Genomic DNA, 22,238 nt, shown 5'->3' with positions numbered 1-22,238 from the left:
CACGAACCTTTGCCACCGCTTACGTAACCGCAGGGATGCAAATGACTCACTCGACATGGCTAGCGCCAGCTACCGACCGTCATGAACAGAAGTACCCGCGGCTGACCGAGGCTGAAATAGCACGAATGCGTCAATACGGCGCGGTTCGCTCCTGGACATCGGAACGGATCTTTGAAGTCGGCGCGCCAGGATTTGGGATGTGCGTGGTGTTGCAGGGGATGATCCGCGTGACTAGCCGTGACGCACTCGGGCGTCGTGCCGTCGTTAGCGAGAATGGTCCGGGGCACTTCGTTGCGGAAGTTGGGCAGCTGTCGGGAGGAAGATGCATCGTAGACGGCGATGCAGTCGGGGAGGTATCGGCAATTCACATTCCCCCTGAGCAACTCCGTGCGCTTCTGATCGCCGAAGCGGAGCTGGGTGAGCGCATCATGCGGGCGCTTATCCTCCGACGTGTCGCGCTCATCGAGCGAGGCAATGGGATCGTCATAGTCAGTCAGCCCCATAACGCCCGCCTCCACGCGTTGCAAAGCTTCCTGCGACGTAACAATGTCCCTCATGCCGTCATCGGCGCTTCGTCGAAAGACGACGAGACTGCGCGTTACGTGGCAAAGTGGGTACGCGACGACTCAGACTACCCGCTCGTGTTGCATCCGAACGGGACGATTTTGCGAGCGCCCGATGAAGCAGAGCTTGCGAGGGCATTAGGCTGGCTGCCCGATTTCGATCCGAAGTACGTTTATGACGTTGCAATCGTTGGAGCGGGTCCGGCGGGTTTGGCAACGGCTGTCTACGCTGCGTCCGAGGGATTGAGAGTCATCGTGCTTGATCACAATGCACCAGGTGGACAGGCAGGGGCCAGTGCTCGTATTGAAAATTTCTTTGGATTCCCAACAGGGATTTCCGGGCATGCGCTCACCGGGCGCGCATACGTGCAGGCACAAAAATTTGGCGCCGACGTAGCAATTCCTGCTCAGGCGGAAAGTCTTGATTGCGGCACGATGCCGTTCACGCTGCGCTTGTCCTCGGGCGTGTCCATCCGGTCGAGAACCATTGTTATCGCCTCGGGCGCCGCGTACCGCAAGCCAGACATTCAGGGTTTAGAGCGCTTCGAGGGACGAGGGACATATTATTGGGCTTCACCCGTCGAGGCAAAGCTTTGCGCAGGGCAAAACGTATTGTTGGTCGGCGGCGGAAACTCCGCGGGACAGGCCGCCGTGTACCTCGCGTCGCGCGCGCGGCGAGTTCGTATGCTGATACGTGGAAGGAGTCTGAAAGCGAGTATGTCGCAGTATCTTATCGATCGTATTGCCGCGCTGGACAATGTCGATGTGACATACGGCACACAGATCACCGCGCTTAGGGGTGACAGGACGCTAGAAGAAGTAGAGCTTTTAAGCGGGCCCCAACGATCGATCGTATTGGCAGAACACGTGTTCCTGTTTACGGGTGCTTCGCCCAACACGTCCTGGCTTGGCGGCTGCGGCGTCGCTGTCGACCAGAACGGCTTCGTGCGTACGGGCGAAGCCGCCGGACCACGGTTGCAAGAGCACGAAACAAGTGTGCCTGGCGTGTTTTGCGCGGGGGATGTCCGATCCGGCTCGACCAAACGTGTTGCCGCGGCGGTGGGAGACGGTGCCGCCGTCGTTGCGCAGATTCATCGTCATCTGGAGCGAGCGGTCGCTCAAGCATAAGCGTCGTGAATGGATTGGCGTGCAACGCACGCGGCGTCTATTGCCGACTTTCAAGGTGCTGCCCATACCGGGCAATTTTAATCGACGAATAAAAAGGAACTCCGCGATGGCAACGATCGAGCATTTCGAATATGTGTTTCTTGGCGGTGGCAAGGGCGGAAAGACGCTGGCGATGGAACTCGCGCAGGCGGGCCGCAAGGTTGCAGTGATCGAGCGAGGCATGATCGGCGGTTCTTGCATCAATGTGGCGTGCATTCCGACCAAGACGCTGATCCAGACCGCGCGCACTGAACACCTCCTGCATCGGCATGCTGGTACGGCCGTCGACATGGCGAAAGTCTCCGAGCGTGTGAAGGCCGTGGTAGACGGTATGGTGGAGATCAATCGCAATGCGTTTCGTGACTCTGGCCTTGAATTCGTGTTGGGCACGGGCCGCTTTGTCGGCCCGCGCCGGCTCGAAGTGAAAACGAATGACGGCAATCTGCGAGTGATCGAAGGCGAACATGCATTCATCAACACGGGCACGACGGCCGCGATCCCTGATGTGCCGGGGTTGAACGCTGCTGGACCGCTGACGCACGTCGAAGCGCTGGTGCTGACGAGGCTACCCGAGAGCCTGATCGTGCTCGGCGGTGGCTATATTGGGCTGGAGATGGCGCAGGCATTCCGCAGACTGGGCAGCAACGTCACCTTGGTGCAGGATGCGCCACGCGTGGCGATGCGCGAGGACGAGGACGTCACTCAGGCGATCGAAGCCGCGTTAAAGGAGGAGGGCATCGATATCAGAACCAGCGCGAAACCCGTCAACGTGACGGGCAAGTCGGGACAGTCAGTGACGGTTGCGCTGCAGGACGGCAGCACGGTGAACGGCAGTCATATTCTGGTCGCAGCAGGTCGCACGCCTGTCACGGCCGACATCGGTCTCGACGCTGCGGGAGTCGAAGTCGACGCGCGCGGCTTCATCAAAACGGACGAACGTCTCGCGACGACGGCCGAGCGCACATGGGCGATCGGCGAGGTGGCAGGCACACCGATGTTCACGCATGCATCATTTGACGACTACCGCGTCTTGCGCTCCCAGCTTGCTGGCGGAAACGTGACGACCCGCGACCGCATCATTCCGTATGCGCTTTTCATAGAGCCGGAACTCGGTCGTGTCGGTCTCAGTGAAGCCGATGCAAAAGCGCGCGGAATCGCGGTGCGTGTTGCGAAGCTACCGATGGCGGCAGTGCCGCGGGCGCGCACGAGCGGCGCGACGAAAGGCTTTATGAAGATGCTCATCGACGCGAAGTCGGACGATATCCTTGGCTTTGCGATGCTGGGCACCAACGCAGGCGACGTGGTGACCGCGGTGCAAATGGCGATGCTCGGCGGATTGCCGTATACCGCCGTGCGCGATGCGATCATTGCGCACCCCTTGATCTCCGAGGGGCTCAATATCCTGCTGGCGAAGGTACCGCAACGCACCGGCCAGTGAAACCGGCGCGAGAATTCTCCAGCCTCGCTGATAAATTCATCGAGAACCGCGATCGCGGCTGCTAGATTTTGCGAACGTCGGCGCGCTCTATGACGACCGTTCTGCGGTTGAAAGCCGCCGTTAGAGCCGCAGTGGTTCGGGGGACCGCTTCGGGTCGTCTACGGAAGTTCGGCTTCCACCATGGATCGCGGTGTTCGAGGCGACCTCGGATTTTCGGGTTCGCCCATCAAGGGACATTCGGCTAGCGCCGTCGAATGTCCGAAGTGCGGGGGGGCCGACGCGAAACGTGAGTTGGGAACCCGCCAGTGCATTTGAACTTCGCCTCCGAACGCGGCGTGTGGATTTCGTTGTCCTGCTTTCAGAAAGCGCAGCTTGGACGAAGTGAAGATGTTCAGCCATGCGATCGCACTTCATCTTTCACCCTTTGTTGCAACGGTTCGCCGCCATGTCGGGGCCGAATACCATTTGCGGCGGCGCCCCGTTGAGGACACTGCGCCTGCCGCTGAACGCGCAGTTCGACGCCCAGTCAGGTTTGCAGGATCAACTTATATTGCTGCTCGCGCGAATAAGTGGAAGCACTGCTCAAGCAGTGCCTGATCGTGGTATTGTCGCCGCAAATCGAAACAGTCGGCTTCGGCCTATCGCGTATCACCATTGGTCGAATCGGGCAAACGCTGATCAATGTCCCGTCTGTGCCGCTCGCGACGCGCGATCACGAGACGACATTGCTGCTGCCGTCCCGTCGGGCTTTTTGTTATCCGGTTAGTCGGCACGGAAAGCGGCGTCGATTTCGGGTCGCGACAGATGAGCAACCGTGTTCACGAGTGTCTTTGCGGCGGCAGCCAATGCGATGGTCACCATCGCGCGGTGGTCGAATCCCGCGGCTTTCAGGGCATTGACGTCGCTGTCCGATACCTGCGTCCGGTTCGTTGCGACTGCGGCAGCGAAGCGACGCACGGGTTCCAGCCTGGAATCCGGAATTGTGCTTCCGTTTCTCAGTGCCTGGACGACGTCGACCGATGCGCCCAGTTTCGCCGCGAGAGTAGCATGCACGGCAATGCCGTAATCCGCAGCGTTTGCGCGGCTTGCGGAGACCATTGCGACTTGCTGTGCGATCGGATCGAGCGAACTTGCCCCAAGAGACTGGAGCATCGCGATATAGGCTCCGAGCACCGACGGTTCAGCGGCAATCGCGTAGCCCAGGTTAGGCACGAAGCCGAACACGCCACGCATGCCGTCGAGCAATGCTTTCGCCTCGGCAGGTGCCGATGCTTCTCCGAGGTCTCCGAACAGTGCCGCGCCTTGCGCCGAATCCACGGTCCGCGCCAGAAACGCCCGGATGATCGCCGCGACTTCGTCGAGATGCGTTTCTAGCGGGAAGTGTCCCGCGTCGACGAAGTGAATCTCGGCTTCCGGAAGATCGCGGCGGAAAGCTTCAGCGCCGGCCGGCAAAAAGAAAGGATCGTTGTTTCCCCAGACAGCCAGCGTCGGCGGACGATGCGTGCGGAAGTATTCATGGAAGCGGGGATACGCCGCTACGTTCGTTTTGTAGTCGCCGAACAGATCGAGTTGAATGTCGGCGTTGCCCGGCCGATCCAGGAAATGCTGGTCGAGCGTGTACGACTCGGGGGCGATCAGCGAGGTATCCGACTCCCCGTGCATGTACTGAAACGACGTCGTCTCGGACTTCAGGAACGCGCGGAGATTGTTGCGGTTCTCGTCCGTTGCCGCTTCCCAGTAGGCGCGAATCGGATTCCAGCCCTCACTGAGACCTTCCTCGTATGCATTTCCGTTCTGTGAAATCAGCGCGCTCACGCGCTCCGGCCGCGACGCAGCCAGTCGAAAGCCAACAGGGGCGCCGTAGTCGAAGACATAGAGCGCATAGCGATTCAGCGCAATCGTATCTGTGAAGCTTTCCACCACTTCGGCCAGATGGTCGAACGTGTAGGCAAAGGTGTTGGCTTCAGGTGCACCGGAGAAACCAAAGCCGGGCAGGTCGGGGGCCACCACACGATATTTGTCGGCGAGCCGGCTGATGATCCCGCGATACTGGTGGCTGGAAGTCGGAAAGCCGTGCAGCAGCAGGACAACGGGAGCGTCCTTATGTCCGGCATCGCGATAGAACACATCGATGGTCGAACCCGTACGACTATCAGGAACAGAGACGGTTTGATACGTGGGCGTAGCAGACATGACAACCTCCAGTTTTGCGGGTAATCCGGGTGAGTGCGGTACAAGATTGCTTCGGGCGTGACCCTGTTGCCGAAGCGCAGGGGCTTGATTAGTGCCCGGGATGGGGCCGTGGCCGGGTCCTGGAGACCAGTCAGGGAGAGCGGCCACCTGGGTTCTGGCACCGGTTAAGGGCGGGCCATCAGCAGCCCACCGTCACCGGCGCCTCAATCAAACGGGCAGCGCCGGTGCAGCCGGAAAATCCACCGGGACCCGCGTGGTTCCGTGCAGGTAGTTCGTGACGGTTTTGTCTCCGATGAGCACGACGACATCCACGAGGTTCGCCTTTGCCCAGCCTGCTGCGAAAAAGGCGTCCACCAGAGCGGGGTCGGCGTGGCCGCGGTTCAAGACGATGTTGCGCGTCAGCCGAGCCAAAGCATCCAGCTTTGCGTCGAACCCTGCCGTCCCGGCGCGGACTTCGAGGATCTGTTCATCCGTCAACCCGTTCATTTTGCCGATAACCGTATGCGCCGCGAGGCAATACTCACACGCATTGACCTGACTGACAACGAGGTTCACAACTTCGCGAGCCTTGCCGACGATCGAACTCTTTGCGTTCTGGAATGCCAGGTAGTTAACGAGTGCATGTTCCGAATGGGCCAGCGTCGCATACAGGTTCGGCACCATGCCAAGGCTACTCTTGAGCTTGTCGAATATCACTTGATTAGCGGGTGAAACATCTTCACGTGTGGGGACATTGATGGCCGTCATGGTCATACTCCTTTTGCTTCGGTTGAGAAAACTTAAAGTGCGTTACAAGCACCGCGCGACAAACGAGCCGCGCGGCATCAGGGATCGGTCAACGTGTCTTCGCAAACAGGCGCGGCAAGGACGTAACCAGAAGACTGAGGGAAGCCGCGAGAAGTACCAGGTCCTTGAGCAGGAACTGGCCTGGCAGCGCGGAAATTGCGGGGAAACCGCCGGCCGTTGCCTCGGCTACTCCTGGCGTCGTGACAAAGAAAGTCAACGTGATCAGGTATGTCATTGCCGACATCGCTGCGCCGAGCGCAGAGAGCACGGGAACGAATGCGCCGGCGGCAAGTGCGACTGCGGTGGAAAGCTCGAGCGTGCCGATCACATAGCTTGCACCCTGAATGCCGAATACCACGTGCAGCCAGCTCATGATCGGGCTGTTGGCGATGAACGGGGCGATACCATGCGCCTCGTAGCTCGTAAACTTCATGCCGCCAAACCACAGGAACACGATTACCAGAGACCATCGCAGAAGGGCCTGCGATGCGTAAGCCCCTGAGGCTCGTTCGGCGACTGCAAACTCCGAGACCGTCGATTGATTGGTCGTTGCCATGATGAAACTCCGTATAAAGAAAAAATCGCGAAAATGGTCTCCCACTCGCAACACATCCGAGGCTGCAATGCGAGCCAGAAGATCTGGGTTAAGCACTAAAGAACGACTTGATTTCTGCAGCAACCTGGCTTGAGTTTTCGTCGAGAACGAAATGCCCTGCATCGAGCCAGACAAGCTTCGCGTCTGGCAGATCGCCGAGATATGCTCTCGCGCCGCGTGGAATGAAGAACGGGTCGTTCTTTCCCCACACGATCAACGTTTTTGGCTTGTGATCGCGGAATGCCTGCTGCCAGCTCGGGTAGAGCCCGACGTTCGACTTGTAGTCTTCGAGAAGATCGACCTGATAATCCTGTACGCCCGGACGGTCGAGCAGCGCCTGGTCCAATAGCCAGTTATCCGGATTGATGGCCTCAGGATCTTTCGCACCGACCAGCCAGTGGTAGCGGGTTCCTTCGAGGCTGACGAACTCGCGTGCCGGCTTTTCGGTTTCGGCAGTTCGTTGTTCCCACAACGGCAGCAGAACCTTTTTGGGTGCGTCGCCCACGCCTTCCATGTATGCGTTGGCATTCTGGATGATGAAGCCCTTCACCCGCTCCGGGCGCTGCGTGAAGAGACGAAAACCCACGGCACCACCGTAGTCCTGCATGTAGAGAATGTACGAGTCGAGTCCGAGTGCATCGATCAATCCCGACACGTGCTCGGCCAGATTGTCGAACGTATAGTTGAACTCGGTGCGCAGCGGCGCGTCGGAATGACCGAAGCCGATATAGTCGGGAGCGATCAGATGAAACCGGTCTGCCAGTATTGAGATGAGGCCACGGTACATCTGGCTACTGGTCGGCAGGCCGTGTAAAAGGAGAATCGTCGGCGACTTCCGATCACCCGCCTCACGATAGAAGACCTTTCGACCGTTCACATCAATTGCGCGATGGTATGTGCGCGTGTTCATTATTGGCTCCGTGGAATGAATCGCTTTCGATTCGACCGCCGTGTCGACGTCGTGAAAGCATTCTGTGCATTCCCGGAAAGCGGCGATAGACAGTAAAATGTGAAAGCGACCTCTCATTTTCTGGAAGGCCATGGATCAACTCGATGCGATGGCGGTGTTTCTCGCCGCAGTGGAGACGGGGAGTTTTTCGAAGGCGGGCCGGAAGCTTGGTGTTCCGCTCGCCACGGTCAGCCGCAAGATGGCCGATCTGGAGACGCACCTGAGGGCAACGTTATTGGTCCGCTCGACGAAAGGGCTCGAATTGACGCCAGCTGGACGGTCTTACGCAGTGTCGGCGAAAGCCATTCTGGAGCAGGTGGTCGAGGCGGAGCGGATCGCTGCGGGAGAATATGCAGAGCCGAAAGGCGACCTGGTTGTGACTGCGCCGATCATGTTCGGCAGGCTGCATGTGCTGCCCGTCGTAACGCGCTTTCTTGCTTCGTATCCGGAGGTCTCGGTGGGCCTGGTGCTGACTGATCGGGTCACCCATTTTCTTGACGATCAGGTCGACGTGGCGCTGCGAGTGGGTGACCTTCCCGACAGCAACCTGGTAGCGGTGGGATTAGGCTCGATCAGGCGCGTTGTCTGCGGCAGTCCGGACTATCTCGACACTCGGGGCGAGCCCACCAAACCGGAAGATCTGGCCCTTCACAGCGTGATCTCGTTCGAAAGTATTTCGGCGTCGGTGCAATGGAGCTTCTGGTCTGAAGGCGAGGAGATCAAAACTTCCATACTGCCGCGCTTGAGCGTCAACACCATCGATGCCGCAATCGACGCCGGGCTGTCGGGCACCGGGCTGGTTCGGGCGATGTCCTATCAGGTGGTCGAGTATGTACGGCAGCAGCGGCTACGTGTCGTCCTGCAGAAATTCGAGCCCGAGCCGCGCCCGCTTCATCTCGTCTATGACAGGCAACGCCGACTGCCGCTGAAACTGCGCACATTCGTCGACTTCGTCGTTCCGCTGTTGCGAGAACGGGTGATGGAAGCAAGTCTTTGAGAACTGTGGGGCGAGAGCACCCGGTGACGTGCTGGAATGCGGCATCACGCATCTGACTCCTCTGTCATTAACGTGCCTACCCGATTGCTGAGGTGAGCGACCGGTGCGCCCCGAAGGCTGTCATTGCGTGGCCAGGAATTCGAATGGCAGTTGAGGGTCGACTAGGGAAGTTCGGCGATCAGCCGGGGCGGGCCGTTTGTCGTCAGCCGACGGATATCCTGGTTCGGCCATCTTCGCTCATACAGGCAGCCACTCGTGAAGACAGTTGAGCGACGGTTACACTTGAAGAGGCGGCCATTGCCGCGCGGAAGCAAACGGCAAAGTGGCCGGCCGATCACGTCGGGCAGCAGTTGGCAACTTCACGCAACCTCAATGATTCGGTAGTCGAGGCTATCAATGACGGCTTCGGCCTTAGAACGTTGCGTGTGGAGGTTGATCGCACTCGTCGCGAAGTTCAGAGCACCTCCTATCCGGGCAACAATCCGACCGCCCTGTAACTGCTCATCAAGGTGTCGAACAAGGCGATGTCTGCGCGGCCGCGCGCCATCAGTTGAGCGCCGGCCACTGCGGCGTAGATAGCGCACGCGCGCTCTTGGCTCCCCTCGGCAGTGACGACGCCCGACGCTTCCAAAGACTTACGAAGCCAGGCCACGTTGACGTCAGCAAAAGTCTGCACTTCCTTTTTGACTGCGTCAGGCAGATCGTCATATTCCGCGGCCATAAAGCTGCTTAAGCACATGCGGTTGTCACACTCTAGAGACCGGCGAAACGTCTCCGGGTAACGACGCAAACTGACGAGCGGATCGCTTGACGACGCTGAGAGTTCTTCTAGGGCAACGGCCGCGTCTTCGTAGTATCGTCGCGCGACCGCCGCCGCGAGGTCCGCTTTGCTCGCGAAATGATGGTAGATGCTGGCCGCTTTAATGCCGACCTCCTGCGCGAGTTCTCGAATGTTGAGTCCGGTGTACCCGTGCGCCTGCGCCATTCTTGTCGCAGCCGCGAGGATCCGGTCCCCTGAGCGGGCGATGGCCTCATCTGTCATCACAGCCTTCGTAAAAAAATGGTTGACCCGACGCATTGTACCGCTTAAAGTCCTCCCTAACAAACGTTAGGTAGATATCTTGGTGTCGCAGGAGTAGCGGCATTTTTTCTGGCCCGTTTACCCTAACTAATGTTCGGTAGGCTGCACAATTCGATCAACCGCAACTGCAACGGAACAATCATGACCTCGGAACTGTTCTATCTCGACGCTACCCGTCTCGCTGAACTCATCCGCACGCGCGAAGTCTCGCCGGTGGAAGTTGTGCAGGCGCACCTTGACCGCATCGACGCTGTCGACTCGAAAGTTAACGCCGTTGTTACGGTCGCTCACGATGCGCTCGAAGCCGCCAAGGCTGCTGAAGCGGCTGTGTTGTCGGGTAAGGCTCTGGGCCCGCTGCACGGCGTGCCTTTCACCGCCAAAGATTCGATCGACACGGCCGACGTGGCGACTCAGCGTGGCTCGCCGATCTTTAGAGGACGCATCCCTGGCACCGATGCGACCAGCGTTGCGCGGTTGAAAAGAGCGGGTGGCATCCTCCTCGCAAAAACAAACTTGCCGGAATTTTCATATTGGATCGAAAGCGACAACCTGCTCAGTGGACGATCGAATAACCCGTGGGACCTGGAGCGCACGCCGGGCGGCTCGAGCGGTGGCGAATCGGCGGCCATTGCAGCAGGAATGTCGCCGCTTGGACTTGGCACCGATCTGGCGATCTCCGTGCGCGGGCCAGCTGCTCAGACCGGCATCGTCTCGCTGAAGGCAACTCACGGACGCGTACCGATGACAGGCATCTGGCCGCGCGCTCCGCGCCGCTTCTGGCACGTGGGTCCGATGGCCCGCAGCATTCGCGACCTGGCGCTCGCGTTCTCGCAGCTGTCAGGTCCCGATGGGCACGATGCTTTCGCCAGCAGTACCGTCCCGTTCGATGCCGGGCTGCGCCAGTCTGCGGACCGTCCGTTGCGAGTGGGCTGGATGGTGGGGCCCGGCTTCGGACCAGTCGACCCGGAAGTTGCCGCCACCGTTGAGGCAGCAGCGAAGGCGCTCAAGAGCTTCGACATTTTCGTGGAGCCCGTCCGCATTCCTGCGCTGGAGCGCGACTTCGCTCTCGATGTCTTCAACCGCCTGCACGTCATGGAAATGAAGCCGGCTTTCGCCGAAGCAACAGCAGGTCGCGGTCAGGACGAACTGTACAAGATGGCGAAAACGATGCTGGCGTTGCCCGATACGTCGATGAAGGACTATATCGATGCCGAGCAGGCTGCCGAGCGTCTTCGGGACGGATACGCTGAATACTTCCGGACATACGACGCGTTGATCACGCATGTGCTTCCCATCCCGGCTCACAAGCACGGCGTGGACACGTTCGCGATCGATGGTCATTTGGTAGATGCGACTTATCTTCAGGGCGCAACTGTGCCATTGAACGTCACGGGTTTGCCTGGCATCTCAATGCGATTCGGCACGAGCACGGAGGGCCTGCCGATTAACGTGCAGATCGTCGGCAGTTGGCAGGATGAGTCAACCATTCTTCACGTGGCGTCGCTGCTCGAATCGGTCAGCCCTGTGCGCGATCTGCATCCGACCATCTGAGTGCCCAGCGATTCGTCCGTCGCGGAAAAGCGGAGATCAATCGGCGATGACAGGTAGCGTCGAAAAATGTTACGCGTCACAGCCAGAGAACGCGACGGACGGCCGCGTCCGTTCCGTCAAGCGACCTTCAGTCTCCCGGGGATCGAATGGCTGAGACGGGGCGGTCCAGCACGTGGCACGCGCACTCCTCACGTTAGCTTGTTACGTCAAGCACATCTTCCAGGATATATCCGCGCATGCGCAAGCCTGGAGAACCGGAGGGGCAAGCGCCGTCAGCGGAAAACACTCACCGCATCGACCAGGCGGGCTGCCTGCTGCTTCAGGCTCTCAGACGCCGCCGCGCTCTGCTCCACCAGCGCGGCGTTCTGTTGCGTGATATGGTCGAGATCGCTGACGGCCTGGCTGACTTGCGTGATGCCGCTGCTCTGCTCGATGGTGGCCGAGCTGATCTCGGCAATCAGGTCCGAGACGCGTTTCACCTGAACGACAATCTCGTCCATGGTCTTGCCGGCGTCATCGACGAGCCTCGAGCCTGATTCCACCTTCGCGACGCTAGCGCCAATCAGACTCTTGATCTCTTTGGCCGCACTGGCGCTACGCTGTGCGAGCGCGCGAACCTCACCAGCAACGACGGCAAACCCGCGCCCCTGCTCGCCGGCACGCGCAGCCTCAACCGCTGCATTGAGCGCCAGTATGTTGGTCTGAAACGCAATGCCATCGATCACGCCGATGATCTCGGCGATCCTTTTCGAACTGTCGGTGATGTCGTTCATCGTGGTCACCACCTCCGACACTGCCTGGCCTCCCCTTGCCGCTGCATCGCTTGCAGAACCTGAGAGCTGGTTGGCCTGGGTCGCCGTTTCTGCGTTGCTTTTAACTGTGGCGGTCATCTGCGTCATTGATGCAGCCGTTTGCTGCACGTTTGTCGCGGCCTGCTCGGTGCGCGCGCTGAGATCATTGTTACCCTGTGCGATCTCGTTGCTCGCGGTTTGTACATTGAACACCTGACCGCTGACGTCGTCGATCAGCCAGCGAAACATCAGACCGAGCTGACTGATCGTGCGCAACGTCATGCCGATCTCATCGACGCGATTCATATGCACGACCTTCTGGCTATCACCCGAGGCCACGCGCAACGCCTGTTCTCGCATCTGTTCGAGCGGCCGCGAGATCTGCGCTTCCAACCACCATGAGGCCAGTAGCAAACAGATCGAAGCCCCCCCAGCAAAGCCGCCAAGAGCGCCGCCCGCCAGACCCAGCGCCCAGGCACCGACGATAAGTGTCGGCGCCAGAACCAGGAGCGCCGAACGAATGCGCCAGCGCACGGGCATGGTCTGCACCACCGATGTCCAGCCCATCAGACCGCTGCGAAGGATCAACCCCCTATGAAAGCGACGGCGGCGAGCGTTGCCTTCACGAAAATCCTTGTAGAGCGCTTCAGCGGCGGCAATTTCCTCGCGTGAGGCTTTGGTCCGCACGGACATATAGCCCACCGGCTGACCATTTCTGACAACGGGTGTCGCGTTGGCGCGAACCCAGTAGTGATCGCCGTTCTTTCGGCGGTTCTTCACCAATGCGGTCCAGGGTTCGCCGCCTTTGAGCGTGGCCCACATGTCGGCGAAGGCCTCTTTGGGCATATCAGGGTGCCGTACCAGATTGTGCGGCTGGCCGTGGATTTCCTCAGGACTGAAGCCACTGACCTCGACGAAGGCTGCGTTCGCGTATGTGATGTTGCTCTGGGTGTCCGTGGTCGACATTAACGTCGCGTTGTCGGGAAACTCGAATTCGCGTTGCGTGACGGGTTGATTGTTTCGCATGAGGACAGATCCGCTCGGAATGTTAGATTCGATACGCGGCAGAAAGCGGGGCCGCAGACCCTTTGTCCTTGTTAACGGTATGGTTATTGGGGTCTTGAGTCTTTCAGAGCGATGATGAACTGCCCGGCTAAGTTGCCTTTCCCGTAGAGTCGGTCGCTGTCTCTGCCTCGGAGTTGAACGCGGCGAGGGCGTCACGATACTTTCAAGCACTGTCCTCACGGCTCGCCAAGCGGACCGCTGGGATAAATCGGTGACCGGCTCAAGTTGGCCGATCAGTACCTGATGCGATTTTGCATGCCGAGTCAGCGTCTGCCGGCGCAGACGTTTCGGCTGGAGGCGATCCCTTACGGTCCTTCGGCGACGTTCTTTCGACGTCTCTACCCGGTCCGAAAGAGGCCACCCCGACTCGCTGGCGCCGAAGCGGAGAGCGCGCAAACGGTGATCAGAGGTATCCGTGGTGACCAAAGTTGGCTCTCTCGCGATTCGGTATCCTGGAGCCTACGGCTTGGGATGACTCGATCCCGCGAGCGGGCTTCCGGCGAAGGGATCGTTTTTCCGGTCCGCATCGGTCTGCTTTGCCGGTCGTGCAAGCGTCCGGCCCGAAAATTCAAAGTGCCCGATGGATTGTCCTGCGCTGGTGGCCTGTTTAAGCCATTGCGGCACCTCGCCCTCGCCACTCCAGGTGTCACCGCCCGCGCTACGGTAGCGACCTGTGTCCGCCCCCTCCGTCGCGGTCGCCAGAAACGAAGCGAGGTCATCCGGGCCGATCCCAAAATCATCCATGCGGTGGCGGAGATAAACAATCATGCTGTCCCGCTTCCGTTCATCCATGAGAAGTTCCTGTCAGGTATTTCGCCAGCGATTCAATATAAATCGCGAAACCGCGATAGCGCGCCGTTCATTGCACGGCCCAGCGTTCTTTACACTTCAATTACCGACCGGTATAACGCTTCACAGATGCTGGACGGCAGTCGCGTAGGACTTCGCCGCCTCCCGGAGTTGCCCGGCGGCGGCCTGTACGTGGATCGGCAGCTCGCTCAGCGCGAGCAGGGTGTCCACACCGTCCAGCCGCCTGCGAAGTTCGATCACGAGATCCATGACGCTGGCGTCGCCCACGCGTCGGCGATTGCTCTGTCTGGAACTGACCACGGAGCAGTCGACCAGACGATCGATCTTGCGAAAATAGGCTTGAGCCGCGGCGCGGTGCCTCGCGTACAGTGACGCAACATTGGACCTGGAAAGACAGTCTTTGACGACATCGGCGTTCATGCCGAAATGAACCTGCAGCGCGTCGGCGGCATCCGCCCGGTGGAAACAGGCCACCTGGTCAAATAGGGTCTCACCATCCCGGTCGATCAGATCGATCCAGACCTCACCATCTTCCAGAGTCTGGCCGGCTCGTTGAATCACCCGCTCATCCTCATTGGCGCTGGCGAGCATCCGGTGTCCATCAATGTCGTCAACCGACACCTCGAACACCTCCACGAGTTCCCCACTCACTGCGACCTGCATGACCAGTAACGCCATCTCTGTGCTCCTTGCGATGCGATTGTTGGGAATACCGCGACGCAGAACAGGCAGCCCAGGCTGGCGATCTGTTTGTGTAGCAATTCCGAGAGAAGAGGCGCGAGCCCGACATCTTCGCGGCTCTCCGGACCGACGTTGCGGGACAAATTAACCGCGACTATCGACCCACTCGCGCGCCCATGATGTCGCGTGCCTGACTGCCTGCATTTCGCTGTCAAAATGGTCGAGTGCATCAAATGTGTAGGAAATCGAATCAACGTCCACGGCGTCTCTGGTGAGCAGCAGATTGGCGGCGAACCAGCCGTCAGGTAACCGATGTGCGGACGGCGAGACTGAGTAACCGTTGTAATGGTGAAGATTTTTATTGTTTTGCATACGCGATAAACGGCCGCACGACATCAATGCCGTACTAGCAAAATAAAAGGAAAATGAGGCGAGACGGATCGTGTCGAAATGACAAATGATGCGCACGTCGAAACGCGGCGATCAGATCGGGAGCGCATGGCTCCGCGAGGATGCTAGTCAGGCTGACAAAGCAAAGGGCCGCTAACCCGGCCCTTAAAATACGTTACTGCGGCGAGATATTCGCGGCCTGCATACCCTTCGGGCCACGCTTGGTCTCGTAGCTGACCTTCTGGTTTTCTGCGAGCGTCTTGAAGCCGTCGCCCCGAATTTCCGAGAAGTGGGCGAAAAGATCGTCGCCACCTGCATCAGGAGTAATGAAGCCAAAGCCTTTGCTATCGTTGAACCATTTAACGGTACCGGTATCCATGAGAATTCCTGAAATGAGACATAAAAGCTCCAGTGCGGAGCGACAAAAAGTTCAAGGAAGAAGAGAGGACAACGAGTACCGCGCAGATGAGGCGGAAAATGGTGATCAGCAATCGAGCTTCTTGAATATTTCGAAATCCACAATATAGTGCGCGGCTGGGTCTGTCAACGCTTTTCGTGACTGGCTTCGTCCCGGAGCCGATCGTCCCCCGGCAATCACCCGATGGGTTCTGGCGCGGCTCCTACTCGCACGAGGGCCAAACGATAGTCGCTGACAGCGCGGTGACGAACAGCCGAGAGGACGTTACCCTACAAAACCATGACGAATTCCATACCTCGCCCCGAAGACCGTTCCGGGGAGCCTCTCTCCAGCTCCTCGTCGCGGGCGTGAGGGACTACGCCATCCTGATGCTTGATCCAGCGGGCTTCATCGGAACCTGGAATGCCGGGGCGCAACACTTCAATGGATACGCAGCAAGCGGGATCATCGGTCAGCACTTCTCCATTTTTTGCCCGGAATGTGAACAGATTGCCGGTCGTCCGGCGCTTGCCCTGCGAGCTGCCCTTGACGAAGGTAAATTCGAGGACGAAGGCTGGCGGGTGCGCAGGGACGGTGGCCAGTTCTGGACGAGCGTGGTCATCGATCCGCTGCACGACGATTCTGCCCAGTTCATCGAATTTGCCGGGATCAAGGAATTTGTAGCCACGCCCGGACGCCATCGAAACCGCGCTTACGGTGCGTCTGTCCAACAGCGGCGCAGGATTTCAGGACGCGACGAGTTGGTCCGGCGGCAGGCTTTTCAGCATATGGCGGTCGAGCGTCCTGGCGAGAACCGCAGGACGGGATCGCTCGAACGGAAATCATCGTCGGCGGAGTGGCACGAAGCCGAGCCGCCTTTCCGAATGGCGGTTCGTCATTCGTCAGCGGGCGTTCGCGGATGGAGCGCGAAGGACTGCTCATGGCCGCGAACCGAACGGACATTCCAACGAAGTAGCCCGATTGTTTGTGCTCTGCTCCGTTGAAGCGAATTCCCGCTGAATGGATTGTGAGGCTGCAACGGTGGACGCACTGGTATCAGGTCCCTGCCGTTCCGCCTGAAATGCGCAGACCGCGTGCCGACGTAAAAAAAGCCTGCCGGCAATATCGGCAGGCCGCAACAACCACGCGCCGGGAAGTGGGGGCATAAACTTCCCGGATGATCAAGATGCCCGTCCAGTGGCATTGGACGTTTGATGCAAATCAGTCCGCCACGCACCGTTGCGCGTTCGCTTGCTGCTCGACCTCCGACCCCGGTGTCGCAAATGGGAATGCGAAATTACATAAGCAGGTCGGCCGAACCCGTGCGTCGAGAGAGAAGTGCAGATACGAAGACCGGGTTGGCTGCCAAACACGTCCGTCGGTTTGGCATGGTGCCTGGCGGTTCGAAAACGAACTAGTGATAGGTTTTGCCCGGATCAAGAAACTGCAGCAGCAGATAACGTAAGGATTCGACCCGACAATACAGGACGATTACATCGCCGTCGCTTGCATCCATCAGCGCATGCGATAACTGCATCGCGGGATCGCGTGCCTCGCCCAGCGTCGCAACACGGATCTCGTCGAATGAGTCGAAGCCATCCAGATCTGCAAGGCAAGAAACGCCGTCTCCTCTTCGCAGTACCACGTGAACAAATTTACCCTCGATGTCGCAGATAAACCGGTCGTCCACAGACGACGGCATTCGAAGTGCCTTGATATGCATTTTGCGCTTGCGAAAGGGAGAAATGGCCCCTGTGCGGCAAGCGGGGAGGAGTGCAGATTCGACAGCATGCTAACGCAGCGACTAATTACCCGCAACGAAAGCCGGGCGATCGTGGGCTCGAGGCGCCTTGGATCGAGACCGGCAGTATTACCGCGGATGCCCGATGGCGCAGCGCACTGACCTTATGAGGAATACGATGCGCCTCGATGCGATTCCTGATATATGCGGCGCCAATTTTTCCAGTCACGCTAAGGCTGCCGTATTCATAGCCGCGCTTAGTTGTTCACTTTCTCGAGAGTGTCCTCGTCGGTGTGGACAAACGGCTTGCCGTAGACGAAGAGGTGCGTCTCGTATTTATATTTCAGTGTATCGCCCGACAAGGAAAACGAAATCTTGACGGATTTCGTGGAGTCGTTATGAACCATATACTGAGCTTGCGCAACTCCCTGGTTTTTTGTTGTTAAGGTCATGGTATTGCCAGGCCGGCCCTCCGCTACGAAACAAACGGAACGAGGAACGCAGGAGGTATCGTAGATCAGGTTGTTCGTCCTGTCATAGGTCAAATAGCCGATCTGATCATGAAATTGATGGTGATTGGTTGTCCTGTATACCGTCTGATGATAAAGCACCGAGACCAAATGCTCGACACTGTTGTTGGTGTCAGGAATATTGGGGGTAATGGTGATGATCTCGTAGTACGGCGAGACCGCCTTGCCGCCTCGGCCGACATGGGATCCGGTCTGGCCCGGCGCGACGTCCTCCCCCCTATCTCGAACTGTTTTCCATGTTCCGATCAGTGCGGCGAGCGGACCATAATCCTGCACCTTCCCGTTAATGACAATCCCTTGATTCGGGCTAGCGGCGAAGACATGTTGGCTGGTAGTGGCGAAGGGGACGGCAATCAGAATAGCAATGGCAATGAACTTGAAATGGGGCTTCATGGCGATGTACATCTCTTGAGGTTTCGTTATCTCAAACCTCAGTCGATCGTTGATCCCTCGTAGAAAATCCACAAGTGTTCAAATGAAACCGGTGGTTATGTAAGGCTCAACGATCAATTCAGGTCGATGTCTCGATCTTGACAGAGTGCAATCCCAGCAGACCTCGAGAAAGATAAGCAATTCGACATTCGCACGTTGGTGTTGGCGAGAGGAACGCGTATTCGTCCGTGCAGAATCTCGTCGACGCCGTCACCGGCGGCGGCACCGCTCCGGGCACCTAGTACTTCCATGCGAACTCGACGGCACCGGACAGCCAGGGGGGAGGGACCGATAGCGTTGCGATCGGCCCGAACTCTACGATCAACGGGAGATGGAATTCGTCTGCGGGCGGCCAGGGGGCCGTAGCGTCCGGCAAAAACAGCTCGGCGGTGGGTAACGTTCAACGACATCGGGCAGCAGTTCGACGGCGGTGGGAGCCGGGGCAACATCGACGCGTAGCGGGTCGACGGCGCTTGGCGTGGACAGTAACGACGGCGGCCGTGCAAATGTCGTGTCAGTCGGCCCGGTCGCGTCGGCCCGGCAGGTCATCAATGTCGCAGCCGGCACGGCGCCAAACGACGGGGTCAACGTCGAACCGTTGAACGCCGCGCTTTCCCAGGCAAACGCCTACACTGATGCCCGGATGAGTGAACTGCAGAACGGAATCAATTCCACTGCGCGCAATGCGCATTCGGGCATCGCTGCAGCGACTGCGCTGACGATGATCCCGGAAGTGGACAAGGACAAGACGCTGTCGCTCGGTATCAGTACCGCGGGTTTTCGGGGTTATCAGGCAGTCGCGATCGGCGGTACGGCATGCCTGACGGACAACCTGAAAATGAAAGCCGGCGTGGGCATGAGCCCGGGCGGCACGACGGCCGGTGTCGGCGCGGCAATGCAATGGTAAGTCGTGAGGGGGTGCCGCAATCGCCGCAATCGCGCGATCCCGCACGGTCCGCCAAATACAGTCTATGGAGTAGCTGATGAACCGCCTCTTTTTCGCAAGCGTTTTCTGTACCTCCGTGCTTGCCGTGACCGGCTGCACCGCAGGCAGTGGCCCGACCTTCAACGCGTATGCAGTCGACGCGAGCGACGGCTTCAGGACATACCGGGCCGAGTGCCACGGACTGTTCGAGAGCGCGGCAACCTGCATGAAGGTAGCGCAACGCATCTGCGGCGACAAGGTAGTGCAGCCGATCGACCGGATCGACCGCGTTTGACCGGTAAATGTCCTGTGCATGCGCAGGAAGATGATCTCGAACGGACGCAGGAAGAGCTGCGTTAGTCACGAAAGGCATTTTTCCTCCGTCTTGTGATAACGTGATATGGAGTTGCGTGGTCTGCATTCCGGCTGTACGACGAGTATGGCTATGAAACTTGGCAGTGCCATGCAGGCTGCAGCTGGATGCCGTCGGTGCCCCCGTCACGTCGCCCATACTTTCCCCGCAGCACAAAATGATCTGCGTGCGAACCGCGTGCACGAAAGGCCGAAGACAGTTTGACTGTGCTGGCCGTCTTGCACGTCCAAATTGATCGGTGTCAAATGCCTGCCACAAATCGCCGGGCAGTATGAAGCCGGAGACCATTGCTTACACGGAGCCGCCATGTCCTCATCTTCGTATCGGGAACTCGAGCGCGATGTTGCGCATCTCAAGGCTGCCATCTCGTTGCTCGAACAGACCAGAGCGTATTTTGCAGTGCGCAGCCCCGTCAAAGATCCGGCGTATCGGAAAGCGCGCCTGAGAACAGCGCTGGCTAGTGCTGAATGTGACGATGTTATCGCTGCGCAGATCGAGCGTCTGCTCGGACGATTAGCCTTATTAAGAGTCGACGTTGACGGCGATAGTGGCTGCGGCCGCAGAACACGGACTCGATCGTCGCGCTTAAGCTCTTAGCGCAATGGCAGGTGCTTACAAGAATATGCAGGATCTGCTCAGGCTTGCCTGTATCGGCAGCCTGATCAGGTCGACGTGTCCGGCCGATCTCCCGACAATTCATGCTCCGTTCAGCTGAAGTACAGTGCTAGAAAACGGTGTCGGCAGGCGAGAGCGGTGTGTTGCCTGTCGTGCTCGGCGTGGTGCTGGTCGCAGCCCCTTCCAGTTCAAGAATACTCGTTGCCTCTCTGCAGGCGACATGGTTAGCCTGCTCGTCCTCTTCCGCCACGTCGGCAGAGATCTTATGGGGCAGTGTGCGCCCGCGTCGGCCGAACAACCCGGCATATCTCGACTTTTTTCGCGCGCCTGCGGGTCAGAAACGTCCGGATCGCAGAATGGCAACGGCCCATGCAAGGCCCATTGCCGCGGCAACGACGAAGCCCCCCAGCCCCAGCAACGAAATGCCTGCATAGCGGGGACCGCTATGGAATGTCGTCACGATGGACGACCCTATCACCACGCTGGCTATGATCAAGCTCAGGCTGAGCCGATTGCTGGCACGATCAAGGTGCTTTTCCAGGGTTTGCAACCGATCATGTTCGACATGAATCGTGGCCTTGCCGCTGCTCAGTATGTCTATCGTCCGGTTCAGGATGTCGGGAAAACTAACGGCGGTGCGTTGCAGCGCACGGAGAACGCGGAAAGCACGTTCGAGCTCATGCTTGGGGAGCAGGCCATGCAACATTCTGCGGGCGAGCAGCCGGGGGGCGTAGTCATGCAGGCAAATCACCGCGTTAAAATCCGGATCGACCGCGAGCGCTTGCGACTCCACGAGCATGAATGCCTTTGCAACCAGCAGAAACTGCCGTGGCAGGCGGATATGGTGCCGCTGGCTGAGTCGCCCGAACTGACGTGCAATCTCGCTGAAGGAATAGCCTTTCCCTGCCGCCAGATAGTATGCCTTTAAGGCATCCGATACATCGTGGGTGAAAGCGGTCCGGTCAATTTCCACGGCGACAACGCCCATTGCAAAGTAGGCGTCTACCATCCATGCAACGTCAGCCGAACTGATCGCCAGAATAAGTTGCGCAAGGGCTTCCTGATCGGGACCGGATAGCTCGCCCATGATGCCAAAATCGTGAAAGCACAGTCGCCCATCTGAGCGGACAAATACGTTGCCTGGGTGTGGATCCCCGTGAAAGAAGCCATGCTCGAAAATCTGTTTCAGGAATGTTTTCATGAGCTTTGCCGAAAGACGTTGCCGTTCCGGGCGGTCTGGTAATGGCTGATCGGCTAGCTTGTGACCGGCATTTCGCTCCATGGTCAAGACAACGCGACTGGTGAGATCCCAGTGGATACGCGGAATAAAAACGCTAGGGTCGTCCTTGAAGTTCTCTCGCAGGCGGTCGCCATGACGTCCTTCCGTCTCATAGTCCAGTTCGTCATTGATGGTTCGGGCAAACTCCTCGACCAGGTCCATCGGCCCAAACCGGCGGCTTTCCGAAATCAGCTGCTCGAGCCGACGGGCCAGAAAGCGCATGATCGCGATGTCCGCGCGAATGACGGCTTCGATCCCCGGGCGCTGCACCTTGACCACGACGCTTGTTCCGTCATTGAGGTATGCTGCGTGGACCTGCCCGATTGATGCGGCGGCAAGCGGCTTCTCGTCGAATGTGGAAAACAGTTCATGGACGGGCTTTGCGAGTTCGCGCTCGATGATGGAGCGGGCGTGCGCCCCAGGAAACGGAGCGACGTTGTCCTGGAGCGCCTGCAACTCGACAATCCATGCCTCGGGTAACAGGTCACGCCGCAAGCTGAGAAGTTGCCCGAACTTGATGAACGCCGGGCCGAGCTGTGTAAGCATTTCACGAAAACGTCTGGCGTCGCAGTCGCTGGGTCCCGAAACGGTGCTCGCCGCTCCAACAGCGTCCCGACCGAACTGCAAGCGCTCGACATAGTGCGCCCATCCTGTGCTCGCGACTATCTGCATAATCTGCATAAGTCGCGGCAGCCTGGCCGGCGTGGAACCTCCAATCGCCACGTTATGGGGATCTGAACGGGCGGCGGAACACATTCGTTTTCTCCTCTAATGCGGGACGCCGCTCGTTCAGGTCCCTCGTCAACCGGTCTGCACGGCGCCCGTTTCGAATCAAAATCCACGGTTGGCTCGTGGGCCTGAGTGACGGGCGGTCCGGCTTTCGGTCATT

Annotated in this window: 19 protein-coding genes and 1 pseudogene; 7 read left to right on the top strand and 13 right to left on the bottom strand. The window is 58.9% G+C overall.

Annotated elements, in window-relative coordinates:
* Positions 1-41: 41 nt before the first annotated feature.
* Together C2L66_RS25095 and C2L66_RS25090 are read left to right on the top strand one after the other, a co-directional pair.
* The gene (locus C2L66_RS25095) at positions 42-1,691 is read left to right on the top strand and encodes an FAD-dependent oxidoreductase (protein ID WP_060607208.1); all 1,650 of its coding nucleotides are present in this window, start codon (positions 42-44) and stop codon (positions 1,689-1,691) included.
* A gap of 106 nt (positions 1,692-1,797) precedes the next feature.
* Positions 1,798-3,168 (top strand): FAD-dependent oxidoreductase, encoded by a 1,371-nt coding sequence (locus tag C2L66_RS25090; RefSeq protein ID WP_060605859.1) that lies wholly within the window; start codon positions 1,798-1,800, stop codon positions 3,166-3,168.
* Between the two features lie 762 nt (positions 3,169-3,930).
* Here the strand turns inward: C2L66_RS25090 and C2L66_RS25085 are convergent.
* The 4 genes from C2L66_RS25085 to C2L66_RS25070 all read right to left on the bottom strand — a co-directional run bounded on the left by C2L66_RS25085 (position 3,931) and on the right by C2L66_RS25070 (position 7,784).
* Complete coding sequence (locus tag C2L66_RS25085) at positions 3,931-5,508, bottom strand: alpha/beta fold hydrolase (RefSeq protein WP_233444976.1); 1,578 nt, start codon at positions 5,506-5,508, stop codon at positions 3,931-3,933.
* 60 nt (positions 5,509-5,568) lie between these two features.
* Complete coding sequence (locus C2L66_RS25080) at positions 5,569-6,108, bottom strand: carboxymuconolactone decarboxylase family protein (RefSeq protein WP_060607211.1); 540 nt, start codon at positions 6,106-6,108, stop codon at positions 5,569-5,571.
* Positions 6,109-6,196: 88 nt separating this feature from the next.
* Positions 6,197-6,703 carry a YkgB family protein gene (locus C2L66_RS25075; protein ID WP_054930697.1) on the bottom strand — a complete coding sequence of 169 codons (507 nt, stop codon included), beginning with the start codon at positions 6,701-6,703 and terminating at the stop codon, positions 6,197-6,199.
* 88 nt (positions 6,704-6,791) lie between these two features.
* Complete coding sequence (locus tag C2L66_RS25070) at positions 6,792-7,784, bottom strand: alpha/beta fold hydrolase (RefSeq protein ID WP_233444975.1); 993 nt, start codon at positions 7,782-7,784, stop codon at positions 6,792-6,794.
* Between C2L66_RS25070 and C2L66_RS25065 the strand changes: the two genes are divergently transcribed.
* The gene (locus tag C2L66_RS25065) at positions 7,783-8,688 is read left to right on the top strand and encodes a LysR family transcriptional regulator (RefSeq protein WP_060605868.1); all 906 of its coding nucleotides are present in this window, start codon (positions 7,783-7,785) and stop codon (positions 8,686-8,688) included. The two genes, C2L66_RS25070 and C2L66_RS25065, sit on opposite strands and share 2 nt — an antisense overlap.
* Positions 8,689-9,154: 466 nt before the next feature.
* Here C2L66_RS25065 and C2L66_RS25060 read toward each other — a convergent pair whose 3' ends face one another.
* Positions 9,155-9,730 carry a TetR/AcrR family transcriptional regulator gene (locus tag C2L66_RS25060; protein ID WP_054930696.1) on the bottom strand — a complete coding sequence of 192 codons (576 nt, stop codon included), beginning with the start codon at positions 9,728-9,730 and terminating at the stop codon, positions 9,155-9,157.
* Between the two features lie 180 nt (positions 9,731-9,910).
* Between C2L66_RS25060 and C2L66_RS25055 the strand changes: the two genes are divergently transcribed.
* Positions 9,911-11,320, top strand: coding sequence for an amidase (locus tag C2L66_RS25055; RefSeq protein ID WP_060607214.1), 1,410 nt, complete (start codon positions 9,911-9,913; stop codon positions 11,318-11,320).
* A 272-nt stretch (positions 11,321-11,592) separates the two neighbouring features.
* Here C2L66_RS25055 and C2L66_RS25050 read toward each other — a convergent pair whose 3' ends face one another.
* From C2L66_RS25050 to C2L66_RS25030, 5 genes are all read right to left on the bottom strand, one after another.
* The gene (locus C2L66_RS25050; protein ID WP_060605871.1) at positions 11,593-13,137 is read right to left on the bottom strand and encodes a methyl-accepting chemotaxis protein; all 1,545 of its coding nucleotides are present in this window, start codon (positions 13,135-13,137) and stop codon (positions 11,593-11,595) included.
* A 498-nt stretch (positions 13,138-13,635) separates the two neighbouring features.
* Positions 13,636-13,968 carry an H-NS family nucleoid-associated regulatory protein gene (locus C2L66_RS25045; protein ID WP_060605874.1) on the bottom strand — a complete coding sequence of 111 codons (333 nt, stop codon included), beginning with the start codon at positions 13,966-13,968 and terminating at the stop codon, positions 13,636-13,638.
* A gap of 120 nt (positions 13,969-14,088) precedes the next feature.
* Positions 14,089-14,664, bottom strand: coding sequence for a hypothetical protein (locus tag C2L66_RS25040; protein ID WP_060605877.1), 576 nt, complete (start codon positions 14,662-14,664; stop codon positions 14,089-14,091).
* Between the two features lie 147 nt (positions 14,665-14,811).
* Positions 14,812-15,039 carry a hypothetical protein gene (locus C2L66_RS41790; protein ID WP_062916888.1) on the bottom strand — a complete coding sequence of 76 codons (228 nt, stop codon included), beginning with the start codon at positions 15,037-15,039 and terminating at the stop codon, positions 14,812-14,814.
* A 193-nt stretch (positions 15,040-15,232) separates the two neighbouring features.
* A complete protein-coding gene (locus C2L66_RS25030; protein ID WP_007584087.1) occupies positions 15,233-15,436 on the bottom strand; it encodes a cold-shock protein in 204 nt (67 codons plus the stop codon).
* A gap of 407 nt (positions 15,437-15,843) precedes the next feature.
* Here C2L66_RS25030 and C2L66_RS25025 point away from each other — a divergent pair, with 407 nt between their 5' ends.
* Positions 15,844-16,458, top strand: a complete 615-nt coding sequence (locus tag C2L66_RS25025) for a PAS domain-containing protein (RefSeq protein ID WP_082670472.1) — start codon at positions 15,844-15,846, stop codon at positions 16,456-16,458.
* A gap of 410 nt (positions 16,459-16,868) precedes the next feature.
* Here the strand turns inward: C2L66_RS25025 and C2L66_RS25020 are convergent, their stop codons facing one another.
* On the bottom strand, positions 16,869-17,177 hold the full coding sequence (locus tag C2L66_RS25020) for a hypothetical protein (protein WP_148654617.1): 309 nt from the start codon (positions 17,175-17,177) through the stop codon (positions 16,869-16,871).
* A 275-nt stretch (positions 17,178-17,452) separates the two neighbouring features.
* Entirely contained in the window at positions 17,453-18,130 is a 678-nt protein-coding gene (locus tag C2L66_RS25015; RefSeq protein ID WP_225034127.1) for a heme-binding beta-barrel domain-containing protein, read from the bottom strand.
* Between the two features lie 359 nt (positions 18,131-18,489).
* Between C2L66_RS25015 and C2L66_RS42510 the strand changes: the two are divergent.
* Positions 18,490-19,064 (top strand): annotated as a pseudogene (locus tag C2L66_RS42510) (YadA family autotransporter adhesin); the annotation flags it as partial.
* Positions 19,065-19,140: 76 nt separating this feature from the next.
* Positions 19,141-19,377 (top strand): hypothetical protein, encoded by a 237-nt coding sequence (locus C2L66_RS25005; RefSeq protein ID WP_060605888.1) that lies wholly within the window; start codon positions 19,141-19,143, stop codon positions 19,375-19,377.
* A gap of 1,027 nt (positions 19,378-20,404) precedes the next feature.
* On the opposite strand, the gene C2L66_RS25000 is transcribed toward C2L66_RS25005, so the two are convergent.
* The gene (locus C2L66_RS25000) at positions 20,405-22,105 is read right to left on the bottom strand and encodes an ABC1 kinase family protein (protein WP_060605891.1); all 1,701 of its coding nucleotides are present in this window, start codon (positions 22,103-22,105) and stop codon (positions 20,405-20,407) included.
* Between the last annotated feature and the right edge of the window lie 133 nt (positions 22,106-22,238).

The organism is Paraburkholderia caribensis (genome assembly GCF_002902945.1).
GTDB classification, from domain to species: domain Bacteria; phylum Pseudomonadota; class Gammaproteobacteria; order Burkholderiales; family Burkholderiaceae; genus Paraburkholderia; species Paraburkholderia caribensis.
Note: the sequence above shows the minus strand (reverse complement) of the source record. Positions and strands in the feature narration are given on the sequence as shown.